Consider the following 26,165-nt stretch of genomic DNA (forward strand, 5'->3'; position numbering starts at 1 on the left):
TTACGCCGCGACGTCGGCGCTCTCTTCTTCAATTTTGAGCAGCCAGCCGGTGACCGCTTCCCAGTATTGCTGCTCTTTTTCCAGATCCAGCAGTACCAGCGCGTTCTGGCTAAACCAGTCGTGCGGGAAGCTCAGCGTCCAGTGGTGGTCGTCTGTTTTCAGCTTTAACGTTGGGGGCGTTGTCGTCGCCTGACGCTGGTTATTCAGCAGCACGCCCAGGCGCAGCAGCTGAATAAGCGGCAGGAACTGCTTTTTCTTGAACAGCGTAAAGCGCGGCAGATCGTCGAGCTTGATGGCTTTGCGATGGTAGCGAACCAGGGTGGCCATCATGGTTTGCTGCTCCTGGTTGAAGCCCGGCAGATCGCTGTTTTGCAGGATATAGGCCGAATGGCGATGCATCCCGCTGTGATTGATGTTCAGCCCCACTTCGTGCAGCATCGCGGCCCATTTCAGCAGGGCGGCAAGCTGCGGATGCGCCAGCTTAGGGTTCTGCTCCTGCCACTGATCGTACATCTGCTCCGTGGTTTCCAGTACGCGCTTCGCCTGCTCGCGGTCGATGTTGTACTGGTTTGCCAGGCTCTGGGCGGTGCGGCTGCGAATATCCTGATGGCGGAAGCGGCCCTCCATTTCGTACAGCACGCCTTCGCGCAGGGCGCCGTCAGAGAGACGCAGCTCCTTAATCGCCAGCGCATCAAACACGCCGCACAGGATCGCCAGCCCCGGTACGAAGACCGATTTCCGCTCATCGGACAGGCCCGGCAGGCTCAGGGCGTCGAAGTTTTTATGCTTCAGCACTTCTTCGGTGAGCAAAACCAGACGCTCAGGGGTAATAATTCCGTCTTTTTCACCCATCGCCAGCAGCACTTCATGGGCGGCTTTAATCGAGCCGGATGCGCCCAGCGCCACGTTCCAGCCCTGAATGCGATACTGCCACGCCAGGTTTTCCAGCTTCTGGATGGCGGCCATGCGCGCGCGCTGGAAGTTTTCGCGGGTAATGGTGCCGCCCGGGAAATACATCTGCGCGAAGCTGACGCAGCCCATGCGGCGGCTTTCCACCAGACGCGGCTCGAAGTCTTCACCAATCACCAGCTCCGTTGAGCCGCCGCCGATGTCGATCACCAGCTTGCGGCCTTTCTCCGGCTGCGTATGCTCCACGCCCATAAAAATCAGACGCGCTTCTTCGTTACCGGAAATAATCTCAATCGGGTAGGGGATAACCTTCTCTGCGCGCTTGAGAAACTCCGGCGCATTCAGCGCCTGACGCAGCGTATGGGTGCCCACGATGCACACGCTGGAGGGTGAAAAACCCTGCAGGCGTTCCGCAAACAGCGACAGGCAGTTTAAGCCGCGCTCCATCGCCTCTTCGCTGAGCATGCTGCGCGCGTCCAGGCCATCGGCCAGATGCACGCGCTGCTTCAGACGACCGATGATCTGTAACGCACCATCTACCTCACGGGCGATGACCATGTGGAAACTGTTTGAACCAAGATCGACCGCGGCGAACTCCTGCGGTCGTGGCGTATTATCATTTATCGGCATAGGTTAATCGGGTTGCTCGAGTGATTTGATGTAATCGTAAATCGCCAGCTGCGACCGCACTTTTCGGCGATTGCCGCGCGGTACGTAGCGATTACTGAGTTCTTTGTCGATATAACGTGCTTTCACCGTATCGCTAAACAAAATCTCGATAATATCGAGGATCCGCTGTTTCAGCCGCGGGTCCAACAGCGGAGCCGCGACTTCAATTCTGTAATCAATATTGCGCGTCATCCAGTCTGCTGAAGAAAGATAAACCCGCTTGTCGCCAGCATTATCGAAAATGTAGATCCGGTCATGTTCCAGATAGCGGTCAACGATGCTGATCACGCGAATATTGTCGCTGATGCCTTCCAGTTCCGGGATCAGCGAACACATACCGCGGATCAGCAGATTAACCGGAACGCCGGAGCTGGACGCTGCATACAGCCTGTCCACCAGACCTTTATCAACGAGGTTGTTGAGCTTCAGCGTGATGCCCGACGATAACCCGTTCTGCGCGTTGGCGATCTCTTTGTCGATCATATCGTACAGCAGGCGGCGCGAGTTCTGCGGTGACACCAGCAGATAGTCGAAGCTGACCGGGCGGTACGGGTTCTCGATAAAGTTGAACACCCGACGCACTTCGTTGGTAATGCGCGCATCGGCGGTTAAGAGCGAGTAGTCGGTATAAATACGCGCGGTTTTTTCGTTAAAGTTCCCGGTACCGATGTGGGCGTAACGCACCACGTCGTCACCCTCTTTACGGGAGATCAGGAACAGCTTGGCGTGAATTTTCAGCCCCGGCGCGGAGAAGATAACGTGCACGCCCGCTTCGGTCAGACGGCGCGCCCAGTGGATGTTCGCCTCTTCGTCAAAGCGTGCCTGCAGCTCGACCACGACCGTCACTTTCTTGCCGTTGTGCGCCGCGTGGATCATCGCGTCGATGATGCGGGAATCTTTTGCCACGCGGTAAATGTTGATTTTGATCGCCAGCACGTTGGGGTCGAACGACGCCTGACGCAGCAGTTCCAGCACGTGTTCAAAGGTGTGGTACGGATAGTAAAGCAGGACATCGCGCTCGCGGATGGCGTCGAATCCGTTACGGAATTTATCGAACCAAAGATGGCGCAGGCGCGGCAGCGGCTTGTTCACCAGATTGGCTTTGCCGACGTTCGGGAAGCCAATAAAATCTTTAAAGTTGTGGTAGCGCCCGCCGGGAATGATCGAGTCGTAGCGGGAGATGGTCAGCTTCTCGCGCAGCATTTCGACCATCGCGTCCGGCATATCGCGCTGATACACGAAGCGGACCGGCTCGGCCGTCAGACGCTGCTTGAGGCTCGAGGACATCAGCTCCATCAGGCTGGCTTCCATCTCGTGCACCAGGTCATATTCGGCGTCGCGGGTCATCTTCATTGAATAGGCATTTAACGCATCGTAATCGAAGAAGCCTTTGAAGATGTCGTCCAGGCAGTAGCGCAGGATGTTGTCCAGCAGGATCATCGGCTTGCGGCGGCGCGGGGTTTCCGGCGGTAGGTTCACAAAGCGCGGAACCTTATCGGACGGGATCTCCAGCAGCGCGTAGCTGATATTCTCACCGCGAATGATTTCGACCGCCAGGTAGGTGTAATCGTCCTTCAGGAACTGGACCAGATCGGTTTCGCGGTTAATCAGAATCGGGGTGATGTGCTGGCGCAGATAGTGTTTAAAGTAGTGGCGCAGCCATGTCTGTTGGTTGGCGGAGAGCTGGCGTTCGTTAATCAGAAAGATTTGGTTGCGCGCCATTTCCAGCAGCAGCTCGTTGTAGAGGCCATCAAATTCCTGATCGGCTTTCATGACGCGAGACTGGATTTTTCCAAGCAGATGGCGCGAGTGGGAATTTAATCCCTGCTCTTCGCTGATGATGATCCGCCGCTTCAGCTCGGCAAAGCGAACCTTGTAGAACTCATCCAGGTTGTTGGAATAAATGCCCAAAAAACGCATACGCTCGATCAGCGGGTTACTTTTGTCTGCCGCTTCCTGGAGTACACGCTCGTTGAATGCTAACCAGCTTAGCTCTTTCTCGATATATAACTTTTCCTGACCCATTACAGCTCACACTCCAGTTCAATCACAGGACGTGGTAAATCCGTCTCGTCCTTATTATGGCGAGCATTTCCACGATATGTCCAACAGTGCCAGAAAAGTATGACAGTTATTTTTTTTGTTGGGGAATTTAGAGGGTTGGAGAAGGGAATATCGGGTAATGCAATGTACAGGTCGGGTAAGCGCAACAGCGCCACCCGACATAACAAACTACTCTTCGGCCGCATAACCCTGCGGGGGTAATTTCACGCCGTCCAGCCACGCTGCGCCGTCGCGCATCTCCAGACGCCCCTCAACAAACCAGCTTACCACCAGCGGATAAATGGCGTGTTCCTGGGTCTGTACGCGTTCGGTCACGTCGTCTTCGCTGTCGCCGTCAAAGACCGGCACTTTGGCCTGCAGGATCACCGGGCCGCCGTCCAGTTCGTCGGTCACGAAATGGACAGAGGTGCCGTGCTCCTCGTCGCCGTTTTCCAGCACCTGACGATGGGTGTGCAGGCCGGGATATTTCGGCAGAAGAGAAGGGTGAATATTCAGCAGACGTCCGGCGAAGTGTTCGACAAAAGCTGGGCTCAGAATACGCATATAGCCCGCCAGCACGACTACGTCCGGCGCGTAGGCATCAATCTCATGAACCAGCTCGCGGTCAAAGGCTTCACGTCCGGCGAACTGGCTGGCCTCCAGCGCGTGCGCAGGAATGTTCGCTTCCCGCGCGCGCTCAAGGCCGAACGCGTCGGCCTTGTTGCTGAAAACTGCCCGAATGGTGCCATTGATTTTCTTCTGTTTGCAGGCGTCTATGATGGCCTGCAAATTGCTTCCGTTGCCGGAAATGAGCACCACGATGTTTTTCATTCAATGACCACACGCTGTTCGGAATCGGAAGCTTTAATCGTACCGATTTTCCACGCGTTTTCACCTTTTTCAGTCAGCAGCTTAACGGCTTTATCCGCTTCGCTTGCCGGCAGGGCGATAACCATACCCACGCCGCAGTTAAAGGTGCGGTACATTTCGTGAGAGCTCACGTTGCCTGCGGTCTGCAGCCAGTTGAAGACGGCCGGCCACTGCCATGAGGATTCGTCGATCACCGCCTGGGTGTTGTCAGGCAGAACGCGCGGGATGTTTTCCCAGAAGCCGCCGCCGGTCAGGTGGGCAATGGCGTGCACGTCGACGTTCTCGATCAGTTCCAGCACGTTTTTCACGTAGATGCGGGTCGGGGCCAGCAGGTGGTCAGCCAGCGGTTTACCGTCCAGCTCGGTGGTCAGCGGGTCGCAGCCGCTCACTTCGAGGATTTTACGTACCAGGGAATAACCGTTTGAGTGCGGACCGCTGGAGGCCAGCGCGATCAGCACATCGCCGTCGGCCACTTTGCTGCCGTCGATAATTTCTGATTTTTCTACTACGCCGACGCAGAAGCCTGCGACGTCATAATCTTCACCGTGGTACATGCCCGGCATTTCCGCGGTTTCACCGCCGACCAGCGCACAGCCGGACTGCAGGCAGCCTTCGGCGATACCGCTAATCACGCTGGCTGCGGTGTCCACGTCCAGTTTGCCGGTCGCGTAGTAATCGAGGAAGAACAGCGGCTCAGCGCCCTGAACTACCAGGTCATTCACGCACATCGCGACCAGATCGATACCGATCGTGTCGTGACGTTTTAAATCCATCGCCAGGCGCAGTTTGGTGCCTACACCGTCAGTTCCCGAGACCAGAACAGGTTCACGATATTTTTGCGGCAGTGCGCACAGCGCGCCGAAGCCACCCAGGCCACCCATCACTTCCGGGCGGCGGGTTTTCTTCACCACACCTTTGATTCGGTCAACCAGCGCATTACCTGCGTCAATATCAACACCGGCATCTTTGTAGCTGAGAGAAGTTTTGTTGGTCACGGCTTAAATCCCCACGCGATTGCATAGCTAGTAAGAAAAATCGGCGCAATTCTAACAGTCCAGGCAAACGTTTGCGAGCCTATTCTGGACGTGGGGATCTTTTTTTCTGTCAAGCCCGTGGATGCCGCCAAACTTGACTCTGTTCACGAAAATGAAACCGGTTTCTGAGAACTGCTTGCAACGGGTATTCCCTTTGCACATCATCGAACTGAAACCGGTTTCTGTAATTGTTTTTGCAGAAAATAACGCAGAATGAGGGAAAGCGAATGTCAGGATTTAAAGCAGATTTTCTGTGGGGCGGTGCGGTTGCGGCGCACCAGCTTGAAGGCGGCTGGAAAGAGGGCGGCAAAGGCGTGAGCGTTGCCGATGTGATGACCGCAGGCGCGCACGGCGTGCCGCGTGAAATCACCAACGGCGTGCTGTCGGGGAAAAATTACCCTAACCACGAAGCCATCGATTTCTACCATCGCTATAAAGAAGACATCAAACTCTTTGCCGAGATGGGCTTCAAATGTTTCCGTACCTCTATTGCCTGGACGCGTATCTTCCCGAAAGGCGATGAGCTTGAGCCTAACGAGGCAGGCCTGAAATTCTATGACGATCTGTTCGACGAGTGCCTGAAGCACGGCATTGAACCGGTTATTACGCTTTCCCACTTTGAGATGCCGTTCCACCTGGTCACCGAATACGGCGGCTGGCGCAACCGAAAGCTGATCGACTTCTTCGTGCGTTTCGCAAAAGTGGTTTTCCAGCGCTACCAGCATAAGGTGAAGTACTGGATGACCTTTAACGAGATCAACAACCAGGCCAACTTCCACGAAGACTTTGCGCCGTTCACCAACTCCGGGCTGAAGTACGCGCCGGGTGAAGACCGCGAGCCGGTGATGTTCCAGGCCGCGCACTATGAGCTGGTGGCCAGCGCCCTGGCGGTGAAGGCGGGGCGCGAGATTAACCCGTCCCTGCAGATCGGCTGCATGATTGCCATGTGTCCTATCTATCCGCTGACCTGCGCGCCGGACGATATGATGATGGCGATGAACGCCATGCACCGTCGCTACTGGTTCACCGACGTGCACGTGCGCGGCAGGTACCCGCAGCACCTGCTCAACTACTTCGAACGTCGCGGCTTCGCGCTGGATATTACCGAAGAAGATAAAGCGGCACTGACGCAGGGCTGCGTGGACTACATCGGGTTTAGCTATTATATGTCCTTCGCCACTAAGGCGACGGCGGATAACCCGCAGCTGGATTACGACGAGAGCAAAAGCCTGGTCTCTAACCCGTACGTGCAGAAATCCGACTGGGGCTGGCAGATTGACCCGGTGGGTCTGCGCTACTCCCTGAACTGGTTCTGGGATCACTATCAGCTGCCGCTGTTTATCGTTGAAAACGGCTTTGGCGCGATTGACGTGCAGGAGAGCGACGGCACGGTGAACGACCAGTACCGTATTGACTACCTGGCCGCCCACATCCGCGAGATGAAAAAAGCGGTGGTGGAAGACGGCGTGGATCTGATGGGCTACACCCCGTGGGGCTGTATCGACCTGGTGTCTGCCGGAACGGGCGAAATGAAAAAACGCTACGGCTTTATCTTTGTCGATAAAGACAACGAAGGGAACGGCACGCTGAACCGCAGTAAGAAAAAGTCGTTCGACTGGTATAAGCAGGTGATTGCGAGCAACGGAGAGCAGCTATAATTGCCCGGTGGCGCTGCGCTTACCGGGCCTACGGGATGTGTAGGTCGGGTAAGCGTTAGCGCCACCCGGCAGAACCCCGCACCCAAGCCGGAGCCCAACCTCCGGCTTTTTTGTTTTTGATTGATGTACGTCAAGCATGATGGGTATGGCGCAATCCGAAAAAAGCGGTATAATCCCGCGATTTTTTTGCGGATGCCACCTCAGAGGAGAAAGAGAATGAAGATTGTGGAAGTGAAACACCCACTCGTTAAACACAAGTTGGGCCTGATGCGTGAGCATGACATCAGCACGAAGCGTTTTCGCGAACTGGCTTCTGAAGTGGGCAGCCTGCTGACCTACGAAGCGACCTCCGATCTGGAAACGGAAAAAGTGACCATCGAAGGCTGGAACGGCCCGGTACAGGTTGAGCAGATCAAAGGTAAGAAAATTACCGTGGTGCCAATCCTGCGTGCCGGTCTCGGCATGATGGAAGGCGTGCTGGAGCACGTACCAAGCGCGCGCATCAGCGTGGTGGGGATCTACCGTAACGAAGAAACCCTTGAGCCGGTACCTTACTTCCAGAAGCTGGTGTCCAACATCGACGAGCGTATGGCGCTGGTGGTTGACCCTATGCTGGCAACCGGCGGTTCAATGATCGCCACCATCGACCTGCTGAAAAAAGCGGGCTGCAGCAGCATTAAGGTGCTGGTGCTGGTTGCGGCACCGGAAGGGATCGCGGCGCTGGAAAAAGCGCACCCGGACGTTGAGTTGTATACCGCATCTGTCGACCAGGGCCTGAACGAGCACGGGTACATCATCCCGGGGCTCGGCGATGCCGGCGATAAGATCTTTGGTACCAAATAATCGAATAACGATAAATAAGCCGACTTTGATAGTCGGCTTTTTTTTGAATAAAACACCAACAATACTACACAGAGGAAAACGCTATGACGCGCCGTGCTATCGGGGTGAGTGAAAGACCGCCGCTTTTACAGACTATCCCGCTTAGTTTGCAGCACCTGTTTGCCATGTTTGGCGCAACCGTGCTGGTGCCAATCCTGTTCCACATTAACCCGGCTACAGTGCTGCTGTTCAACGGCATCGGCACGCTGCTGTACCTCTTTATCTGTAAAGGCAAAATCCCGGCGTATCTCGGGTCGAGCTTTGCCTTTATTTCACCGGTGCTATTGCTGCTGCCGCTGGGTTATGAGGTCGCGCTCGGCGGCTTTATCATGTGTGGCGTGCTCTTCTGCCTGGTCTCATTCATCGTGAAGAAAGCCGGTACCGGCTGGCTGGACGTGATGTTCCCCCCTGCGGCGATGGGCGCAATCGTTGCCGTCATCGGCCTGGAACTGGCGGGCGTTGCGGCGAACATGGCCGGTCTGCTGCCTGCTGACGGCCAGTCACCGGATTCCAAAACCATCATCATCTCGCTGGTGACGCTGGGCGTGACGGTGTTTGGCTCCGTGCTGTTCCGCGGCTTTATGGCGATTATCCCGATCCTGATCGGCGTGCTGGCGGGCTACGCGCTCTCCTTCGTGATGGGCGTTGTAGATACCACCCCGATTGCCGAAGCGCACTGGTTCGCGCTGCCAACCTTCTACACCCCGCGCTTTGAGTGGTTCGCTATCTTCACCATTCTGCCAGCCGCGCTGGTGGTGATTGCGGAGCACGTCGGCCACCTGGTGGTGACGGCGAACATCGTTAAGCGCGATTTAATTCGCGACCCGGGCCTGCATCGCTCCATGTTTGCGAACGGCTTCTCGACCATTATCTCCGGTTTCTTCGGCTCTACGCCAAACACCACCTACGGTGAAAACATCGGCGTGATGGCGATTACCCGCGTCTACAGTACCTGGGTTATCGGCGGGGCGGCAATCATCGCCATTCTGCTCTCCTGCGTCGGCAAGCTGGCGGCAGCGATTCAGATTATCCCGGTGCCGGTGATGGGCGGCGTTTCTCTGCTGCTGTACGGCGTGATCGGTGCTTCCGGTATCCGCGTGCTGATTGAGTCAAAAGTAGATTACAGCAAGGCGCAGAACCTGATCCTGACCTCCGTTATCCTGATTATCGGCGTGAGCGGCGCGAAGGTGCACATCGGTGCGGCCGAGCTGAAGGGCATGGCGCTGGCAACCATCGTCGGCGTAGGCCTGAGCCTGATTTTCAAGCTGATCTCCGTGATCCGCCCCGAAGAGGTGGTGCTGGACGCTGACGAAAGCAAAAAAGCGTCACACTGATCCTCTAACCGGGCGGACGATCCGCCCGGTTCTCTCCTTGCAGGTTCCGTGTTAAACTCCATGCCGATTTTATGTCAGATCTGGTTGAGGTACTTCTGAACGGACCGGCACAGCTCTCTCTGCCACTTTATCTCCCTGACGACGAAACTTTCGCGAGTTTCTGGCCGGGTGATAACCCCTCTTTACTGGCTGCACTGCAAAACGTGCTGCGCCAGGATCACAGCGGATACATCTATATCTGGTCACGCGAAGGCGCGGGGCGCAGCCACCTGCTGCATGCTGCCTGCGCGGAGCTTTCAGCGCGCGGTGATGCGGTAGGTTATGTCCCGCTGGATAAACGTACCTGGTTCGTGCCTGAGGTGCTTGAGGGAATGGAACACCTCTCGCTGGTCTGCATCGATAATATCGAATGCGTGGCGGGGGATGAGCCGTGGGAAATGGCGATCTTTAACCTCTACAACCGTATTCTGGAATCGGGAAAGACCCGGCTGCTGATCACCGGCGATCGCCCGCCGCGTCAGCTGAACCTGGGGCTGCCGGATCTGGCGTCTCGCCTGGACTGGGGACAAATCTATAAGCTTCAGCCGCTGTCGGATGAAGATAAGCTTCAGGCGTTACAGCTGCGCGCAAAGCAGCGCGGCTTTGAGCTGCCGGAAGACGTGGGCCGTTTTCTGCTCAAGCGGCTGGACCGCGAAATGCGCACGCTGTTTGATACGCTCGATCAGCTCGATCGTGCCTCCATTACCGCCCAGCGCAAGCTGACCATTCCGTTTGTGAAAGATATTCTCAAGCTCTGAATTTGCTCGCCCGGTGGCGGCTACGCCTTACCGGGCCTACGAAAACCTGCCGCACTTTGTAGGCCGGGTAAGGCGCAGCCGCCACCCGGCTAAAGATCTGCCATCAGATGCTCAACCAGCAGTGGAATCGGTCTTCCCGACGCCACGCTCCGTCCGTTTTCGCGCCACAGCGCCGTACCGCTGATGTCCAGATGCGCCCACGGTATGGTCGGCGGGCAGAAGTGGTGCAGCAGCCATGCCGCCGAAGCGCTGATCGCCGCATTGTTGGTCGGCGTGTTGCACAGGTCGGCAATGGCGCTGTCGGTCTGTTTTTTCAGCCGGGCGTCCAGCGGCAGGGACCACACTTCGTCACCGCTCTGCTTACCCGCCAGCGTCAGCGCGGCGCGCAGCGGTTCATCCTGCGTCATTAATCCGCTCAATTCATACCCCAGCGCTTTGACGACTGCGCCGGTTAAGGTCGCCATATCAATGATATAGCGCGCCTGCGGATGGCGCTGGCTGGCCCAGGCGATGGCGTCCGCCAGCACCAGTCGGCCTTCGGCATCGGTGTTGTTGATTTCAACGGTGATCCCGTTGCAGGCGGTCGCCACCGTGCCGGGCTGCATGGCGTCCGGGCCGATGGCGTTTTCCGCCAGCGCCAGCACGCCCATAATGCGTACGGGCAGCGCCAGCTCTGCGACGGTCAGCAGCAGGCCCTGCACGTTAGCCGCACCGCACATGTCGTATTTCATGGTGTACATGCCCGCGCCTTCCTTCAGCCACAGGCCACCGGTATCAAAGGTAATGCCTTTACCCACATAGCAGCGCACCGGGCCGTCGCTGGCACCGTCATAATGAATTGCCAGCAGGCGCGGCGGACAGGTCGCCCCTTTGCCGACGGCGTGCAGCAGCCCCAGACCGTGCTCGGCAATAGCCTTTTCATTCAGCACTTCGCACCGTAGGGCAGGGAAGGCGGCACACAGTTTTTGCGCCTCTTCCACCACAAACTGCGGCGTGCAGCGGTCGGACGGGGTATCCGCCAGACGTCGCGCCGCGACCATGCCGTGGGCGATGGCCTGCTGCTGGCGGAAAATAACCGCCAGTCGGTCCTGCTGTTCGGGTAAGCAGAGCGCGGTGATGCGCTCAAGACGGACGCTGTCGCTGGTTTTCTTCAACTGCAAATCGCTTAGCCTGTGCGCCTGGTTAAACAGAAAGCGCAGCACCTGCGCCAGCACCACGTCGTCGATATCCGTCACGTCCAGTATCAGCTCGGGACTGACGGACGAGGCCAGCAGCGGCCGCAGCGCCGTCAGTAATCCTTCGGTCAGGCTGTCCTGCCAGAGCGCATCGGGCAGCAGGGTGATCCGGGCAAACGGGGCGCAGCCAAAGCGGGTGTCTGCGATTCCATCAGACTCGCGCATTTCTGCGATAAGCGCCGTTTCGGGCAAATGCGTACAGGAGGCGGAGGCAATCAAATGGCTCTGCGGCTTCGCGTCAGAAAGCGCGGTGATAAACTGATACGTAATCATCATGACTCCTCAATCGGCGCGCGGATCCGCGCGGCGTAGGCCTGCATCCACTCCTCGTCCACGGCGTGAAAGTGCGTCTTTTCCCGCAGGCGCTCGGTACGATAAACGGTGAGAGGCTGGCGAGCCGTCGCCACCACGAACGAGAAGGTTTTAATGTTGGTTGCCGCGCCGAACTCGCCCCTGTTATTCATGCACACCACGGAGAGATCGCCCACGCGGCCAAAGCGCGACATCAGCTTGTCCTCCAGTTCGAACACCACGGAATCTGCCGCCTGCTGCGGCGTCATACCCTGCGCCATGCGGCGAACGATTTCGTAGCTGGTGCAGCCTTTCATCAGATCTTCCCCGACGCCCGTGGCGGTGGCGGCGCCGGTTTCGCTGTCGCAGTAGAAGCCGGAGCCAATAATGGGCGAATCACCAATGCGGCCGCGCTTTTTCATAAACAGGCCGCTGGTGGAGGTGGCGACGCTCATCGAGCCCTGCTTGTCGAGGCCGATAATGCCGACGGTGTCATGCCCGTCGTAAGGGCTTAAGCCCTTATCCAGCGTCTCGCGGCAGCGTTTGCGGTAGTGCTGCGTGGCGCGGTCGGTGAGCATGGTTTTGTCGGCAAAGCCCTGGCTCAGCGCCCATTCCCGCGCGCCCTGGCCGACCAGCAGGCTGTTGTAGCGCTGGCGGCTGAGCGCGTGCGCCACGCGCACCGGGTTGGCGATATCCACCAGGTTGCCCACCGCGCCAAAGGCCAGCGTGTCGCCGTCCATATAGGCGGCATCCAGCTCCACCTCGCCGTTTTCGGTGGGCAGCCCGCCGTAGCCGACGGATTTATAAAACGGAAAGTCTTCGACGGCGGCGACGGCATCCACCACCGCTGCCGGGACCGGCTTCCCCGCAGCCAGCGCAGATGCAGACTCGGTGACGCCTTCAAGCGCCATTCGCCAGGTCGCGATAATTCCCCACATGCTTTACTCCTGTTTTGCAAGGGTGGTGTCGGTTTGCGTAACGCTGGCCATTTCCGCCGCGCGGTACTGTTTGTCCAGGATACGCATGAAAGGCAGGTACAGCATGGCGCCAATCAGCAGGTTGAGAAGCTGCATCACGCTGCCGCTCAGGTGCCCGGTGACGATAAAGCCGCTGATCACCGGCGGCAGCGTCCAGGGAATAAACACCCCGGTGGTGACGGCGACGGCACCAATCTTCATCGCCGCATACTGCACGGTAACCAGCACCAGCGGCACCAGGTTGAACGGGATAAGCATGATCGGGTTCATGATCACCGGCAGGCCAAACAGAATCGGTTCGTTGATGTTGAACACCGACGCGCCCGCGCCGAGGCGCGCCACTTCGCGCATGTTTTTACTGCGGGCGAAAATCAGCATCGCAATCACCAGCGACAGCGTGGCCCCCGCACCGCCCATCCAGATCATGTCAAAAAACTGTTCGGTGATAATGTGCGGCGGCGTTGTGCCTGCCTGAATCGCCGCGATGTTGTCGGTCTGGTTCTCCATCCACAGCGGGCGAATGATGCCGTTGATCATCGAGCCGGAGTTAATGCCCACTGACCACAGAATGGTGATGCTGAACACCGTCATCAGCGCGCCAAAGTATGAGGTGCCATAGTGGCGCACCGGCGTGGCAACCACTTCGTAAATAAACTGGTGGATGGTGTTGTAGTGGGTGTTTTCAAACACGATGCGGATACCCAGCACCAGAATCATCACCAGCAGGGCCGGGATCAGCGCGGCGAACGACTCCTGCACCGCCGGAGGCACGCCGTCCGGCATTTTGATCACCAGTTTTTTGCGCTTGAGCCAGCAGAACAGCTCCGTCCAGAGCAGAGAACCAATCATCGCCACGAACAGCCCTTTGCTGCCAATCCACTCTACCGGAATGACGGTGATACCGCCGTTCTCCGCCACTTTGATAAAGGGCGTCAGGATGAGAAAGGCGACCAGCGCCAGGATGCCGCAGGAGATACGATCCTCGCCATAGTGCTCCGCCAGGCGGAACGCCACCAGGAAGCTGATGAACAGCGACATGGTGGAGAACACCGCGTTGAATGGGATTTCAATAATCGCGCTCCAGCTCTCACCAAAGGCCTGAGACATAAACTGCTGATAGGCTTGATTCGGGAACGACGAGATCACCAGAAGAATAGAGCCGACGATAATAAACGGCATGAACGACACGTAGGCACCGCGAATGGCCCCAAGGTGACGCTGCTGGGCCGTTTTGGCCGCCAGCGGCATCAGTTTTGCTTCAAGAAATCCCAGAACATTGTTCATTGTGAACTCCGTACAAGATTGAGTGGCGTTGTTTATGTTATGTCTGTGGATTATCAGTGAAGCGCGGCGAACGAAAGGTGAAATCGGTCACAAAGCGTTCGCTGGTGTTATATAAATCTCATATGATTAGTTAATGGAATTGTCGGGATGGAAATTAAACTGCACGCTAATGCCACCACCACGCCGCGCATCCGTCGCTATCTTCAGCAGTCCGATAAAAGCGACAGAGAGCTGGCCACTGAGCTGGGTATCTCGGTCACGACCGTCAGGCGCTGGCGTAACCGCGAGCAGGTTTCAGATAATCAGACGACACCGAAAGTGATACACAAAGCGATGAGACAAGAGCAGATCGCACTGGTGAATGCCCTGCGTGACGTCTCGGGCGCGCCGTTAGATGAACTGCTGCAGATGGTCAACGGCGTGCTGGGGATCCCCGTTTCCCGGGCGACTTTGAACCGCTATCTCAAACCGGCCTCTGCGAAACAAAAAGGGGCGCCGTTGCAGGGGAAAAAGGCGCTGAAGGCAGGCATTATACCGCACGCGCTGACGCTGCATCATCTGCCTTTGTCGCTTCACATGGACGATGGCGGGGAGCAACACCTGCTCTGGGCGCGTGAACCGGTGAGCGGCTGGTGCTATGCCCGGCTTTATGCGGGACTCTCGCCTCAGCTCTTTAACACCTGGACGCAGGCGCTGCTTGACGCCTGCCCGGCTGATATACAATCTATTGAGACTTTTGGCTTCGAGGTGACGCTAACGGTGCAGAACGTGGCTGTGAAAACGCATCCACATAAACACAATGCGCTTCAGGTGGCGGTGCCGTTACGCGATATTATTCCACGCGTGAATGATGAACCCGCAGGCGCGGTGCTGATCGCGCTGTGCGAGTTTTACAACCGGGGGAAAACGCAGAAAAAGCTGGGGGAAAGTACGCCGCAGGCCTTTCTGGAGGCGCTGCGGCATAAGGGCTAGAGGATCTCGAGCACGTCTTCCGGCGGGCGTCCAATGCGCGCCTTGCCGTTCACGACCACAATCGGGCGTTCAATCAGCTTTGGATTCTCAACCATTGCCTGCACCAGCTGGTCCTCTGACAAACGTGAGTCGTCCAGATTGAGCGACTTATACAGATCTTCTTTCTGGCGCATCAGCTCTCTGGCGCTGCCCATTCCCAGCATGTGCAGCAACTGACGAAGGGTTTGTGCATCCGGCGGCGTTTCGAGATACAGCACCACCTCTGGTTCAACACCGTTAGATTTCAACAGGCTGAGAGTATCCCGGCTCTTGGAGCAGCGAGGGTTATGGTAGATTTTTACCGCGTCTGTCATGTTTTTTCTTCCTTATTACATCTTTTCGTACGGCTTGAAGCGTTGCTGCAGAGCGCGCAGCTGATCGATGCGCGCATCGTAGCGGGCCTGCTGCAGGCTGCCGAGTTTGACCTGCGAGCTGGCGCTGCTCAGCATAGAAATGGCTTGATCGAGACGACCGACCAGCGCAAAGCCTTCGGCACGTGCCGCCAGCTCCTGATCGCGGTTACCGAGCTGGGCTTCAACCTGCGCGAGCAGATCCCAACCGTTTTGATCGTCTTTATTGTTAAAGGTGTAGCGGTTCAGAATGGTCGCCGCTTCGGCAGGCTGACCGCCCTGTAAGTAAGCGTTCGCCAGGTTAAGCTGCAACACCGGGTTGGTGCGCACGTCTTTTGCCCCTTTCAGGCGGTTGATGGCGTCGGTGGCTTTTTTCTGTCCCAGATCGATATCGGTTGAGAGGTCGAGATACCACGGGTTGTTTGGCTCGGCGGCCAGCAGCGGCTGCAGCGCCTTACGCGCCTCGTCGTATTTGCTGGCTTCCATCGCCTGGAGCGCCTGACCATACTGAGCCGCGTTTTTCTCCCGCACGTTGCCTTTGGAGAGCGCGTCCAGCAGATCGCTGGTGAGCTGGTTACGCCCGGAATTGTACATCCCCAGGGTTCTTACCTTCGCCATGTAGAAATCCTGCGAAGACTGGACCACGACCGGGCGCATCTGGTTGGCACGGTTACGCGCGTCCGACAGACGGCTTTCAGGTAACGGGTGCGTCAACAGAATTTCCGGCGGACGGGAAGAGTAACGCGCCTGATCGAGCAGTTTTTCGAGGAAGCTCGGCATGGCCTGCGGGTCAAAGCCTGAACGCTGCAGCACCTGAATCCCGATGCGGTCCGCTTCCTGTTCGTTTTGCTGGGTAAAGCTGATCATCCCCTGACGCGTTCCCGCCAGCGTACCGGTCAGTGCCGCCATCCCGGCCTGCGGGCTGGCCATCGCCAGCAGAATGGAGCCCAGCGCACCCACCCAGGTCAGCGGAGCGTTGCGTTTCTGATCTTCCATCGCACGCGCCAGATGGCGCTGGGTAACGTGCGAAATTTCGTGCGCCATGACGGATGCCAGCTGGCTTTCGTTATCGGAATAGCGGAATAGCGCCGAATGCAGCACCACGTTACCGCCAAAGAAGGCGAAGGCGTTGATTTCGTCGTTATTAATTAAATAAAAGTGGAAAGGGGTTTTTACCGAGTCGGCGTGCGCGACCAGCCGCATGCCCAGACCATTGATGTACTGTACCAACAGCGGGTCATTGATCAGCGGCGCGCTGCCGCGCAGCTGGCGAACGTAGTAATCCCCCATCTGCATCTCCTGACCGATGGAGAGCGTGCTTCCTGCTGTGGTACCCATGTCCGGCAACGAGTCGGCCGAATCAGCGAAGGCGGGTGCAGCCTGACCGACAGTCAGTGCGGCGATAAGTGTCGCAACCAGTGTTTTTCTCAACTGCCTGAACATAACCACTGTCCTGTATTTTGGATGTGTCAATTTGACCGATGAACCGGCATATCGTTCATCTCCACTGACCTGCGAGTGTAGCCGTGTTGCGACATGAAGAAAATCCCATTCATCAGGCTTTTGCGAATCGTTACAGTGATACAAAAAGCGAAAGTCTTTTTTGTGACAGTTAGATACAATTCAGCTTCTCACTCCCGCCATTCGATTCAGGGAAGGGTTGTATGCTCGAAATGTTAATGCAGTGGTATCGGCGTCGTTTTAGCGACCCGGAAGCCATTGCTTTGCTGGTTATTCTGGTTGCCGGGTTCGGTATTCTGTTCTTCTTTAGCGGCCTGCTTGCGCCGCTGCTGGTGGCGATTGTGCTGGCGTATCTGCTGGAGTGGCCAACGGCGCGTCTGGAAAATATCGGCTGTTCCCGCCGCTGGGCGACCAGCATCGTGCTGATACTGTTTGTCGGCATAGTGTTACTGATGGCGTTTGTGGTGATGCCGGTTGCCTGGCAGCAGGGGATCTACCTGATCCGTGATATGCCCGGCATGTTGAATAAACTCTCTGATTTCGCCGCCACGCTGCCGCGTCGTTATCCCGCGCTGATGGATGCCGGGATTATTGACGCGATGGCCGAAAACATGCGCGCCCGCATCATGACGATGGGCGACTCGGTGGTGAAATACTCTCTTGCCTCGCTGGTCGGCCTGCTGACGCTGGCGGTTTACCTTGTGCTCGTGCCGTTAATGGTCTTCTTCCTGGTAAAAGATAAAGAACAGATGCTGAACGCCGTCAGGCGCATTCTGCCGCGTAACCGTGGTCTGGCAGGGCAGGTCTGGCAGGAGATGAATCAGCAAATCACCAACTACATTCGCGGCAAGGTGCTGGAGATGATTGTGGTGGGCGTCGCGACCTGGATTGGCTTCCTGATTTTCGGCCTGAACTACTCGCTGCTGCTGGCGGTGCTGGTGGGGCTGTCGGTGCTGATCCCGTATATCGGTGCCTTCGTGGTGACCATCCCGGTGGTGGGCGTCGCGCTGTTCCAGTTTGGTCTGGGTACCGAGTTCTGGAGCTGCTTCGCGGTGTACCTGATTATTCAGGGGTTGGACGGTAACCTGCTGGTGCCGGTGCTGTTCTCGGAAGCGGTAAATCTGCATCCGCTGGTGATTATTCTGTCAGTGGTGATTTTCGGCGGGCTGTGGGGATTCTGGGGCGTGTTCTTTGCCATTCCGCTGGCGACGCTGATTAAAGCCGTGGTCCACGCGTGGCCGGATGTGCCGGCGGTGGAGGAGCAGTAGTTTTTGTGCGGCCTGATGCCCTCACCCCGGCCCTCTCCCGCGGGGAGAGGGGGAAAACACGAAAAACGGCAACCAGGTTGCCGTTTTGCATTTATCTTGTAGGTCGGGTAAGGCGAAGCCGCCACCCGACACTCACTTTCAGGCACTTTCTTTCAGCCAGTTCAACACCACGTCGTGGTGGTTGCTGGTTTTGAAGTCGTCAAACACGTGTTCAACTTTGCCGTCAGCGTTAATCAGGAAGCTGATGCGGTGAATGCCGTCGTAGGTTTTACCCATAAACGTCTTCTCGCCCCAGACGCCGAACTGCTCGCACACCTGATGGTCTTCATCGGAAAGCAGCGTGAAGTTCAACAGCTCTTTTTCAGCAAATCGTGACAGCTTTTCTGGTTTATCCGTGCTGATACCCAGCACTTCCACGCCGACTTTTTTCAACTCGTCCATGTTGTCGCGTAAGCCGCAGGCCTGTACGGTGCAGCCGGGGGTCATGGCTTTCGGGTAGAAATAGACCAGAACACGCTGTCCCTGGAAGTCGGTCAAATTTACTTGCTCGCCGTCTTGATCCGGCAAGCTAAATTTCGGTGCGATGTCACCGGCTTTCAGTGGATTCATTACTCAACTCCATCCTGTTCGTGCTGCGAATAATTTACGACGCTTATACTGCCTTGCGCGTTTAATTCTGTACAGAGGGCTTTAAACGCTTGCTCGATATTTGACGCATCCTGTGATGCAGGGCTGTGTGCGGTAATTTGAATAAACAGCACCGGAAGAGCATGGTCATCGCTTGGCTGCGTACGGGAAACCAGTTCGGCAATGTTCATCTGATGGCTGTCAAAAAGCGCCGTGAAACGCTCAATCAGATGCGGTGAATCAGGCACTTCAACCTGCACCCAAACGGTGGACGGCAGTGCCGGACGCGGACGCGCGGTGGTGCGCTTCATAACAATCAGCAAATCCAGCTCGGCACCTTTCAGCGGCAGGGTGGATTCAATCAACGTAATGGCGTTCCATGTCCCGGAAAGCAACATAATAAACGTGAACTCATCGCCAAGCATAGCCAGACGGCTGTCTTCGATATTACAGCCGCAGCTGCTTACGTGGCGGGTGATGGTGTTCACGATACCCGGCCTGTCAGCACCCAGCGCAGTGATAACCAGGTAATGTTGTGATGAGGTTGTCAAACCTGTTCTTCCTTTGCTTGGTTAAGTCTTCCTAAGGAAAGCATAAAAAAAACATGCATACAACCGCCTGAGCGCCTCAGGTCGCTTGCTTTTATTACAGTTCCAAACGTAACATTGAGGCTCTTGTTCGCACAGAGGATGGCTCATGTTCACGGGAAGTATTGTCGCGCTTGTTACACCGATGGATGAAAAAGGTAATGTCTGCCGGTCAAGCATGAAGAAGCTCATTGATTACCATGTCGCCAATGGAACCTCGGCGATCGTTTCGGTAGGGACTACCGGTGAATCCGCAACGCTGAGCCACGAAGAGCACGGTGATGTGGTTATGCTGACCCTGGAGCTGGCTGACGGACGCATCCCGGTCATCGCAGGAACTGGGGCTAACGCAACCGCAGAAGCTATCAGCCTGACTCAACGTTTTAACGACAGCGGCATCGTTGGCTGTCTGACCGTCACGCCTTACTACAACCGTCCAACTCAGGAAGGTTTGTTCCAGCATTTCAAAGCCATCGCAGAACATACTGACTTGCCACAAATTCTGTATAATGTGCCGTCCCGTACCGGTTGCGATATGCTGCCGGAAACCGTTGGCCGTCTCTCGAAAGTAAAAAATATTATCGGGATTAAAGAGGCGACAGGGAACTTAAGCCGCGTTCATCAGATCAAAGAGCTGGTTTCAGACGACTTTATCCTGTTGAGCGGCGACGATGCGACCGCGCTGGACTTTATGCAGCTCGGTGGTCATGGCGTGATCTCCGTAACGGCTAACGTTGCGGCCCGCGATATGGCGGAAATGTGCAAACTGGCCGCGGCCGGTCATTTTGATGAAGCTCGCGTGATTAATCAGCGTCTGATGCCATTGCACAATAAATTATTTGTCGAACCCAATCCGATCCCAGTGAAATGGGCGTGTAAGGAATTGGGACTTGTAGCATCCGACACGCTGCGTCTGCCAATGACACCGATTACCGACCACGGTCGTGAAATTGTCGCTGGCGCGCTGAAGCATGCCGGTTTGCTGTAAAGTTTAGGGAGATTTGATGGCTTATTCAGTACAGAAGTCGCGCCTGGCGAAGGTTGCGAGTGTTTCGCTTGTTATGCTGCTCGCTGCCTGTAGTTCGGACTCGCGCTACAAGCGCCAGGTGAGCGGTGATGAATCCTATCTGGATGCGGCGCCGCTTGCTGAACTTCATGCACCGGCTGGTATGATCCTGCCGATTCAAAACGGCGATTATAATATTCCCGTCACTAACGGCAGTGGTCTTGTCGGTAAAGCGCTTGATATTCGTCCACCTGCCCAGCCTCTGGCGCTGGTGAGCGGGGCGCGTACCCAGTTTACCGGTGATACGGCATCCCTGATGGTTGAAAACAGCCGCAACAGCACGCTGTGGCCGCAGGTTGTCAGCGTTATTCAGTCGAAGAACTATACGATTGATAAACGTGATGATGCCAGCCAGACGTTAACAACGGACTGGATCGAGTGGAACCGCCTGGATGAAGATCAGCAGTACCGTGGTCGTTATCAAGTCTCCGTTAAACCGCAGGGTTACCAGCAGGCGGTTACCGTTAAGCTGTTAAACCTGGAGCAGGCGGGTAAACCGGTTGCTGATGCTGCCTCCATGCAGCGTTACAGCACCGAAATGCTGAACGTCATTGCAGCGGGCCTGGATAAGAACGCGACTGACGCCGCTAACGCAGCGCAGAACCGCAGTGGTTCTTCCTACGACGTGCAGAGCGCGGCGGATGACACCGGCCTGCCAATGCTGGTGGTGCGTGCACCGTTTAACCAGACCTGGCAGCGTCTGCCAGCGACGCTGGAAAAAGTGGGCATGAAAGTGACCGACAGCACGCGTTCAACCGGTAGCATGACCGCAACCTACAAGCCGCTGTCTGACAGCGCATGGCAGGAACTGGGCGCGAAAGATCCTCAGCTTGCCTCCGGTGACTACAAAATTCAGGTAGGTGACCTCGATAACCGCAGTAGCCTGCAGTTTATCGATCCGAAAGGTCACACGCTGACCCAGTCGCAGAACGATGCGCTGGTCGCCGTCTTCCAGGCGGCATTCAGCAAATAAATACGAGGGCTGGTGAATCCAGCCCTTTTTATTTTCGTGCTACGCAAACGTGTGCGTGGCATAATATCCCCAGTTTTGAACACAAATCATCACACCAGGAGTAATGAAGATGCAGAAGCAAGCTGAGTTGTATCGTGGCAAAGCGAAGACCGTATACAGCACGGAAAACCCGGATCTGTTGGTGCTCGAGTTCCGCAATGATACGTCAGCAGGGGATGGCGCACGCATTGAGCAGTTCGATCGTAAAGGCATGGTGAACAACAAGTTCAACCACTTCATTATGAGCAAACTGGCCGAAGCGGGCATCCCGACCCAGATGGAAGCGTTACTGTCCGATACGGAATGTCTGGTGAAAAAACTGGACATGGTTCCGGTTGAGTGCGTCATTCGTAACCGTGCGGCGGGCTCCCTGGTGAAGCGTCTCGGCATTGAAGAAGGTATCGAACTGAATCCACCGCTGTTTGACCTGTTCCTGAAAAACGACGCCATGCACGACCCGATGGTCAACGAATCTTACTGCGAAACCTTCGGCTGGGTGAGCAAAGAGAATCTGGCGCGTATGCAGGAGCTGACCTACAAAGCGAACGACGTGCTGAAAAAACTGTTTGATGACGCAGGGCTGATCCTCGTCGACTTCAAGCTGGAGTTCGGTTTGTTCAAAGGCGAGGTGGTGCTGGGCGATGAGTTCTCCCCGGACGGCAGCCGCCTGTGGGATAAAGAAACCCTGGATAAAATGGACAAAGACCGTTTCCGTCAGAGCCTGGGTGGCCTGATTGAAGCGTACGAAGCGGTTGCTCACCGTTTAGGCGTTAAGCTCGACTAATCTCCTCAAATGCCAAAGGATATTCACATCCTTTGGCCTCTTACCCTTGTTTACTATGGTAATCCTGTCATTAACCGCCTACGATCATAGCTATTATTAATGGAATAGTTCGAGGTGGTTATGCGCTGGCAAGGGCGTCGTGAAAGTGACAATGTAGAAGACAGGCGCAGCAGTGGCGGTGGCGGTCCTTCAATGGGCGGTCCCGGCTTCCGGTTGCCCAGTGGAAAGGGCGGTATCATCCTGCTGATTGTGGTGCTGGTCGCGGGGTATTACGGTGTGGATCTCACCGGTTTGATGACCGGAGAGCCTCTCCAGCAACAGCAATACTCTCAGCGCTCCATCAGCCCGAACGAAGATGAAGCGGCCAAATTTACCTCCGTTATTCTCGCGACCACAGAAGAAACCTGGGGCCAGCAGTTCGAGAAAATGGGGCGTACCTACCAGCAGCCGAAGCTGGTGATGTACCGGGGGGCAACCCGCACCGGATGCGGCACCGGACAATCCGTGATGGGGCCGTTCTACTGCCCGGCGGACAGCACTGTCTATATCGATCTCTCATTTTACGATGATATGAAAAGCAAACTGGGTGCCGACGGCGATTTTGCCCAGGGCTATGTGATCGCGCATGAGGTCGGCCACCACGTGCAAAAATTGCTCGGCATCGAGCCTAAAGTGCGCCAGCTTCAGCAGAATGCGTCACAGGCTGAAGTGAACCGCCTTTCTGTTAAAATGGAGCTGCAGGCAGACTGCTTCGCCGGCGTCTGGGGCAATAGCATGAAACAGCAGGGCGTTCTGGAAACGGGCGACCTTGAAGAAGCGCTGAATGCCGCACAGGCGATTGGCGATGACCGTCTCCAGCAGCAAAGCCAGGGGAGAGTGGTGCCAGACAGCTTCACTCACGGCACATCGGAGCAGCGTTACAGCTGGTTTAAACGCGGCTTCGACAGCGGTGACCCTGCGCAATGTAATACCTTCGGCAAAGCGATGTAATGTTGCCGTTTGAAGATCTGATTAGCCAGCTCAGGCGTAAAGGTCATCGTCGTTTGGTTGTACTCAGCGGCGATGCCCACTGGACATTGACGCAGGCGGTCGCCCTGCGCGATGCCCATCCCGGGGACTGGCTGTGGCTGGATGAACACCCGTCGAAAGCCATCAGCGGGCTGCTGGGGCGTGAGTTTCAGCACGCGGTTTTTGATGCTCGCGCCGGGTTCGACGTCTCGGCCTTTGCCGCCCTCAGCGGCACGCTGCGCGCCGGGAGCCTGCTGGTGCTGCTGGTTCCGCCTTTCTCCGCCTGGGCGGAAACGCCGGACAGCGACTCCGTTCGCTGGAGCGATAGCGCCGAGCCTGTCGCCACGCCGCATTTTGTGCACCATTTCCAGCGCACCATCGCCGCCGACCCTGACACCATCCTGTGGTGCCAAAACCAACCGCTAGCGCTTCCTCCGTTTCCTGATATCCCTGACTGGCAGCCAGCCAGCGGCGACCCGCAGCGTGAGCAGGCGGACATCCTGCGCACGCTCCTGGCCATGAATGGCGGCGTTGTGGCGGTCACGGCACCTCGTGGACGCGGAAAGTCAGCGCTTGCAGGAATGTTGCTAAAGCGTATTCAGGGCACAGCGGTAGTGACTGCTCCGGCGAAAGGGGCAGCGGATGTCATCGCCCGTTTTGCGGGCGAGCATTTTCACTTTATGGCACCGGATGCGCTGCTCGCTTCGACGCTGCAGGCCGACTGGCTGGTTGTCGATGAGGCGGCCGCCATTCCGGGACCGCTGCTGGAAAAGCTGGCCGAGCGTTTTCCCCGCGTTTTGTTGACCACCACCGTTCAGGGTTATGAAGGAACTGGCCGGGGCTTTCTGCTGAAGTTTTGCGCCCGGTTTAGCGGGTTGCAGTCTTTCAGCCTATCAACGCCGGTTCGCTGGGCCGCCGGGTGCCCTCTGGAGCGGGTGGTGTCTGACATTCTGCTGTTTGACGATGCGCTCATCGAACAGAAACCGGAAGGTGACGTGCGTTTAACGTCTCTGGATCCGCAGATGTGGGAAAGCAATCCGGCCCGTGTCGCGGGCGTTTATGAGCTGTTATGTGCCGCGCATTACCGCACGTCCCCGCTTGATTTACGCCGGATGATGGACGCGCCGGGCCAGCGTTTTACCGTTGCTGAAACCGACTCAACCCTCGCCGGCGCTCTCTGGCTGGTGGAGGAGGGCGGCCTATCACCGGAGCTTAGCCGCGCGGTGTGGGCGGGTTTTCGTCGGCCGCGTGGGAATCTGGTGGCGCAGTCTCTGGCTGCCCACGGCGGTTCGCCTCTGGCGGCGACGCTTAAGGGGCGACGGATCACGCGTATTGCCGTTCATCCCCACCGTCAACGGGAAGGCATTGGTCGTCGGCTTATCCGTAGCGCCAGCGGAGAGGATTATCTCTCCGTGAGTTTTGGCTATACCGATGAGCTGTGGCGCTTCTGGCAGCAGTGCGGCTTTGTGCTGGTGCGGATAGGCAGCCACCGCGAAGCGAGCAGCGGCTGCGTCACCGCGATGGCGTTGCTGCCGCTTAGCGAGGCGGGGCATCAGCTGTGCGCGCAGGCGCATCAGCGTCTGCGGCGTGATGCCCGGGTGCTCTCGGCCTGGAATGGCGAAAAGTTCCCGGTATCAGACGGCTGGGAAGCTACCCTTAATAATGACGACTGGCAGGAGCTTGCGGGGTTTGCCTTTGCGCATCGGCCGTTTGCGACCTCCGTTGCCGCGTTAACCCGCTTGCTGTTAAACGTGGACATGCCGCTCCCGCTTTTGCGCAGTAAATTGGCGGGGGAGGCGGATAACGCCGGGCGAAAATCCTTGCTGGCGAACCTGCGCAAAGAAACAGCACAAGCGCTTGAAAGTCTTGATGAAACGCGCTGCCAGCAGTTGAAAGACGACATTTTGCAATGGCAATTTTTTCAATGACTTCATCAGTAAAGTGGCATGGTCATTACCCCACAGAGGCGTAGAATCCTGCTCATCACTTAAGGAGATCGCCATGAAACACGACCATTTTGTTGTTCAAAGCCCTGACAAACCGGCTAAACAGTTACTTCTGCTGTTTCATGGTGTTGGCGATAACGCCGTCAATATGGGACAGATTGGCAGCTGGTTTGCGCCCGTTTTCCCGGATGCGCTGATTGTCAGCATCGGTGGCGTAGAGCCATGCGGCCCTGAAGGCCGCCAGTGGTTTTCGGTGCAGGGCGTGACGGAAGAGAACCGTCAGGTGCGCATTGATGCCATCATGCCGACCTTTATCGACGTCGTCCGCTACTGGCAGCAGCAGAGCGGCGTAGGAGCCGATGCGACCGCGCTGATTGGCTTCTCGCAGGGGGCAATTATGTCGCTGGAGAGCGTAAAGGTGCAGCCGGGGCTGGCTTCACGGGTGATCGCATTTAACGGCCGTTTTGCGACGTTACCGACAAGTGCTACCACGCAGACGACGATCCACTTAATACACGGCGGTGAAGACCGGGTGATTGAGCTCTCGCATGCGGTTGCCGCCCAGGAAGCGCTGATTCGTGAAGGTGGCGATGTCACGCTGGATATCGTTGACGATCTGGGGCACGCGATTGACGACCGCAGCATGCAGTTTGCGCTCGATCGTTTGCGTTATACCGTGCCGAAGCACTACTTCGACGAAGCGCTCAGCGGCGGTAAGCCGAATGAAGATGATATTGTAGAGTTTATGTGAGGATTCCCCTCACCCCGGCCCTCTCCCCACAGGGGCGAGGGAGAAAGACTGCACCGACCGGTTCCCTCTCCCCTGTGGGGAGAGGGTTAGGGTGAGGGGGTTAACAATTACTTCTTCTGGTCCTTTTTCGGCCAGTCGTCTTCATCGTCCCACTTGTCGTTAAAATCACGATGTGGCGGAAGATCCGGTTTGTTGGCGAGAAACTTCTTATGGTCAACGCGCTTCAGATCTTTAATCACGTTCAGCAGCACGCCTACCAGAAACACCAACACCAGAATCCACCAGTACTTTGAAAGCCAGTCCATTCGCTA

At 56.8% G+C, this 26,165-nt stretch carries 24 protein-coding genes; 12 read left to right on the top strand and 12 right to left on the bottom strand.

Annotation, left to right across the window (positions count from 1 at the left end; all coding sequences use genetic code 11):
* The 4 genes from ppx to purM form a co-directional block, all read right to left on the bottom strand.
* Positions 1–1,539, bottom strand: a complete 1,539-nt coding sequence (ppx, locus tag KK102_RS09020; protein WP_126544276.1) for an exopolyphosphatase — start codon at positions 1,537–1,539, stop codon at positions 1–3.
* Positions 1,540–1,542: 3 nt separating this feature from the next.
* Complete coding sequence (ppk1, locus tag KK102_RS09025; protein ID WP_126544277.1) at positions 1,543–3,603, bottom strand: polyphosphate kinase 1; 2,061 nt, start codon at positions 3,601–3,603, stop codon at positions 1,543–1,545.
* Between the two features lie 207 nt (positions 3,604–3,810).
* On the bottom strand, positions 3,811–4,452 hold the full coding sequence (gene purN / locus KK102_RS09030) for a phosphoribosylglycinamide formyltransferase (RefSeq protein ID WP_216357415.1): 642 nt from the start codon (positions 4,450–4,452) through the stop codon (positions 3,811–3,813).
* Positions 4,449–5,486, bottom strand: a complete 1,038-nt coding sequence (gene purM / locus KK102_RS09035) for a phosphoribosylformylglycinamidine cyclo-ligase (RefSeq protein ID WP_032643593.1) — start codon at positions 5,484–5,486, stop codon at positions 4,449–4,451. The genes purN and purM overlap by 4 nt, the downstream gene beginning before the upstream one ends.
* Before the next feature lie 266 nt (positions 5,487–5,752).
* Here purM and KK102_RS09040 point away from each other — a divergent pair, with 266 nt between their 5' ends.
* The 4 genes from KK102_RS09040 to KK102_RS09055 all read left to right on the top strand — a co-directional run bounded on the left by KK102_RS09040 (position 5,753) and on the right by KK102_RS09055 (position 10,196).
* Complete coding sequence (locus tag KK102_RS09040) at positions 5,753–7,183, top strand: 6-phospho-beta-glucosidase (protein WP_126544279.1); 1,431 nt, start codon at positions 5,753–5,755, stop codon at positions 7,181–7,183.
* Between the two features lie 216 nt (positions 7,184–7,399).
* The gene (gene upp, locus KK102_RS09045) at positions 7,400–8,026 is read left to right on the top strand and encodes a uracil phosphoribosyltransferase (protein WP_003860560.1); all 627 of its coding nucleotides are present in this window, start codon (positions 7,400–7,402) and stop codon (positions 8,024–8,026) included.
* Positions 8,027–8,109: 83 nt separating this feature from the next.
* The gene (gene uraA, locus KK102_RS09050; RefSeq protein ID WP_216357416.1) at positions 8,110–9,399 is read left to right on the top strand and encodes a uracil permease; all 1,290 of its coding nucleotides are present in this window, start codon (positions 8,110–8,112) and stop codon (positions 9,397–9,399) included.
* A 95-nt stretch (positions 9,400–9,494) separates the two neighbouring features.
* Complete coding sequence (locus KK102_RS09055) at positions 9,495–10,196, top strand: DnaA inactivator Hda (protein WP_211438414.1); 702 nt, start codon at positions 9,495–9,497, stop codon at positions 10,194–10,196.
* An 89-nt stretch (positions 10,197–10,285) separates the two neighbouring features.
* Here the strand turns inward: KK102_RS09055 and KK102_RS09060 are convergent, their stop codons facing one another.
* From KK102_RS09060 to celB, 3 genes are read right to left on the bottom strand one after another with little or no spacing between them, the layout of a single operon-like run.
* Entirely contained in the window at positions 10,286–11,704 is a 1,419-nt protein-coding gene (locus tag KK102_RS09060) for a leucyl aminopeptidase family protein (protein ID WP_216357417.1), read from the bottom strand.
* Positions 11,704–12,660, bottom strand: a complete 957-nt coding sequence (locus tag KK102_RS09065) for a glycosylasparaginase (protein WP_216357418.1) — start codon at positions 12,658–12,660, stop codon at positions 11,704–11,706. The genes KK102_RS09060 and KK102_RS09065 overlap by 1 nt, the downstream gene beginning before the upstream one ends.
* A 3-nt stretch (positions 12,661–12,663) precedes the next feature.
* A complete protein-coding gene (gene celB / locus KK102_RS09070) occupies positions 12,664–13,983 on the bottom strand; it encodes a PTS cellobiose transporter subunit IIC (protein ID WP_216357419.1) in 1,320 nt (439 codons plus the stop codon).
* Between the two features lie 147 nt (positions 13,984–14,130).
* Between celB and KK102_RS09075 the strand changes: the two genes are divergently transcribed.
* Complete coding sequence (locus KK102_RS09075) at positions 14,131–14,955, top strand: helix-turn-helix domain-containing protein (protein WP_216357420.1); 825 nt, start codon at positions 14,131–14,133, stop codon at positions 14,953–14,955.
* On the opposite strand, the gene arsC is transcribed toward KK102_RS09075, so the two are convergent.
* Positions 14,952–15,308: an arsenate reductase (glutaredoxin) gene (gene arsC, locus KK102_RS09080; protein ID WP_126544283.1), complete on the bottom strand. Its 357-nt coding sequence runs from the start codon at positions 15,306–15,308 to the stop codon at positions 14,952–14,954. The genes KK102_RS09075 and arsC overlap by 4 nt on opposite strands.
* A 15-nt stretch (positions 15,309–15,323) precedes the next feature.
* The gene (gene bepA / locus KK102_RS09085) at positions 15,324–16,787 is read right to left on the bottom strand and encodes a beta-barrel assembly-enhancing protease (protein ID WP_010433840.1); all 1,464 of its coding nucleotides are present in this window, start codon (positions 16,785–16,787) and stop codon (positions 15,324–15,326) included.
* A 221-nt stretch (positions 16,788–17,008) separates the two neighbouring features.
* On the opposite strand from bepA, the gene KK102_RS09090 reads away from it, so the two are divergent.
* The gene (locus KK102_RS09090; RefSeq protein WP_126544284.1) at positions 17,009–18,073 is read left to right on the top strand and encodes an AI-2E family transporter; all 1,065 of its coding nucleotides are present in this window, start codon (positions 17,009–17,011) and stop codon (positions 18,071–18,073) included.
* A gap of 138 nt (positions 18,074–18,211) precedes the next feature.
* On the opposite strand, the gene bcp is transcribed toward KK102_RS09090, so the two are convergent.
* Positions 18,212–18,682 carry a thioredoxin-dependent thiol peroxidase gene (gene bcp / locus KK102_RS09095; RefSeq protein ID WP_216357421.1) on the bottom strand — a complete coding sequence of 157 codons (471 nt, stop codon included), beginning with the start codon at positions 18,680–18,682 and terminating at the stop codon, positions 18,212–18,214.
* The gene (locus tag KK102_RS09100; protein ID WP_042715787.1) at positions 18,682–19,251 is read right to left on the bottom strand and encodes a glycine cleavage system transcriptional repressor; all 570 of its coding nucleotides are present in this window, start codon (positions 19,249–19,251) and stop codon (positions 18,682–18,684) included. The genes bcp and KK102_RS09100 overlap by 1 nt, the downstream gene beginning before the upstream one ends.
* A 145-nt stretch (positions 19,252–19,396) precedes the next feature.
* Here KK102_RS09100 and dapA point away from each other — a divergent pair, with 145 nt between their 5' ends.
* From dapA to ypfH, 6 genes are all read left to right on the top strand, one after another.
* Positions 19,397–20,275 (top strand): 4-hydroxy-tetrahydrodipicolinate synthase, encoded by an 879-nt coding sequence (gene dapA, locus KK102_RS09105; RefSeq protein WP_010433831.1) that lies wholly within the window; start codon positions 19,397–19,399, stop codon positions 20,273–20,275.
* Between the two features lie 16 nt (positions 20,276–20,291).
* The gene (gene bamC / locus KK102_RS09110; protein WP_126544286.1) at positions 20,292–21,326 is read left to right on the top strand and encodes an outer membrane protein assembly factor BamC; all 1,035 of its coding nucleotides are present in this window, start codon (positions 20,292–20,294) and stop codon (positions 21,324–21,326) included.
* 109 nt (positions 21,327–21,435) lie between these two features.
* On the top strand, positions 21,436–22,149 hold the full coding sequence (gene purC, locus KK102_RS09115) for a phosphoribosylaminoimidazolesuccinocarboxamide synthase (RefSeq protein WP_010433825.1): 714 nt from the start codon (positions 21,436–21,438) through the stop codon (positions 22,147–22,149).
* A gap of 120 nt (positions 22,150–22,269) precedes the next feature.
* Entirely contained in the window at positions 22,270–23,139 is an 870-nt protein-coding gene (ypfJ, locus tag KK102_RS09120; protein ID WP_029485160.1) for a KPN_02809 family neutral zinc metallopeptidase, read from the top strand.
* Positions 23,139–25,085: a tRNA(Met) cytidine acetyltransferase TmcA gene (locus KK102_RS09125; protein ID WP_216357422.1), complete on the top strand. Its 1,947-nt coding sequence runs from the start codon at positions 23,139–23,141 to the stop codon at positions 25,083–25,085. Before ypfJ ends, KK102_RS09125 begins: the two co-directional genes overlap by 1 nt.
* 73 nt (positions 25,086–25,158) lie before the next feature.
* Positions 25,159–25,854 (top strand): esterase, encoded by a 696-nt coding sequence (gene ypfH / locus KK102_RS09130; RefSeq protein WP_126544288.1) that lies wholly within the window; start codon positions 25,159–25,161, stop codon positions 25,852–25,854.
* Positions 25,855–25,961: 107 nt separating this feature from the next.
* On the opposite strand, the gene KK102_RS09135 is transcribed toward ypfH, so the two are convergent.
* Entirely contained in the window at positions 25,962–26,159 is a 198-nt protein-coding gene (locus KK102_RS09135; protein ID WP_000383991.1) for a YpfN family protein, read from the bottom strand.
* Positions 26,160–26,165: the final 6 nt, after the last annotated feature.

Origin of the sequence: Enterobacter quasimori, assembly GCF_018597345.1 — a bacterium.
Taxonomy (GTDB): Bacteria; Pseudomonadota; Gammaproteobacteria; order Enterobacterales; family Enterobacteriaceae; genus Enterobacter; species Enterobacter mori.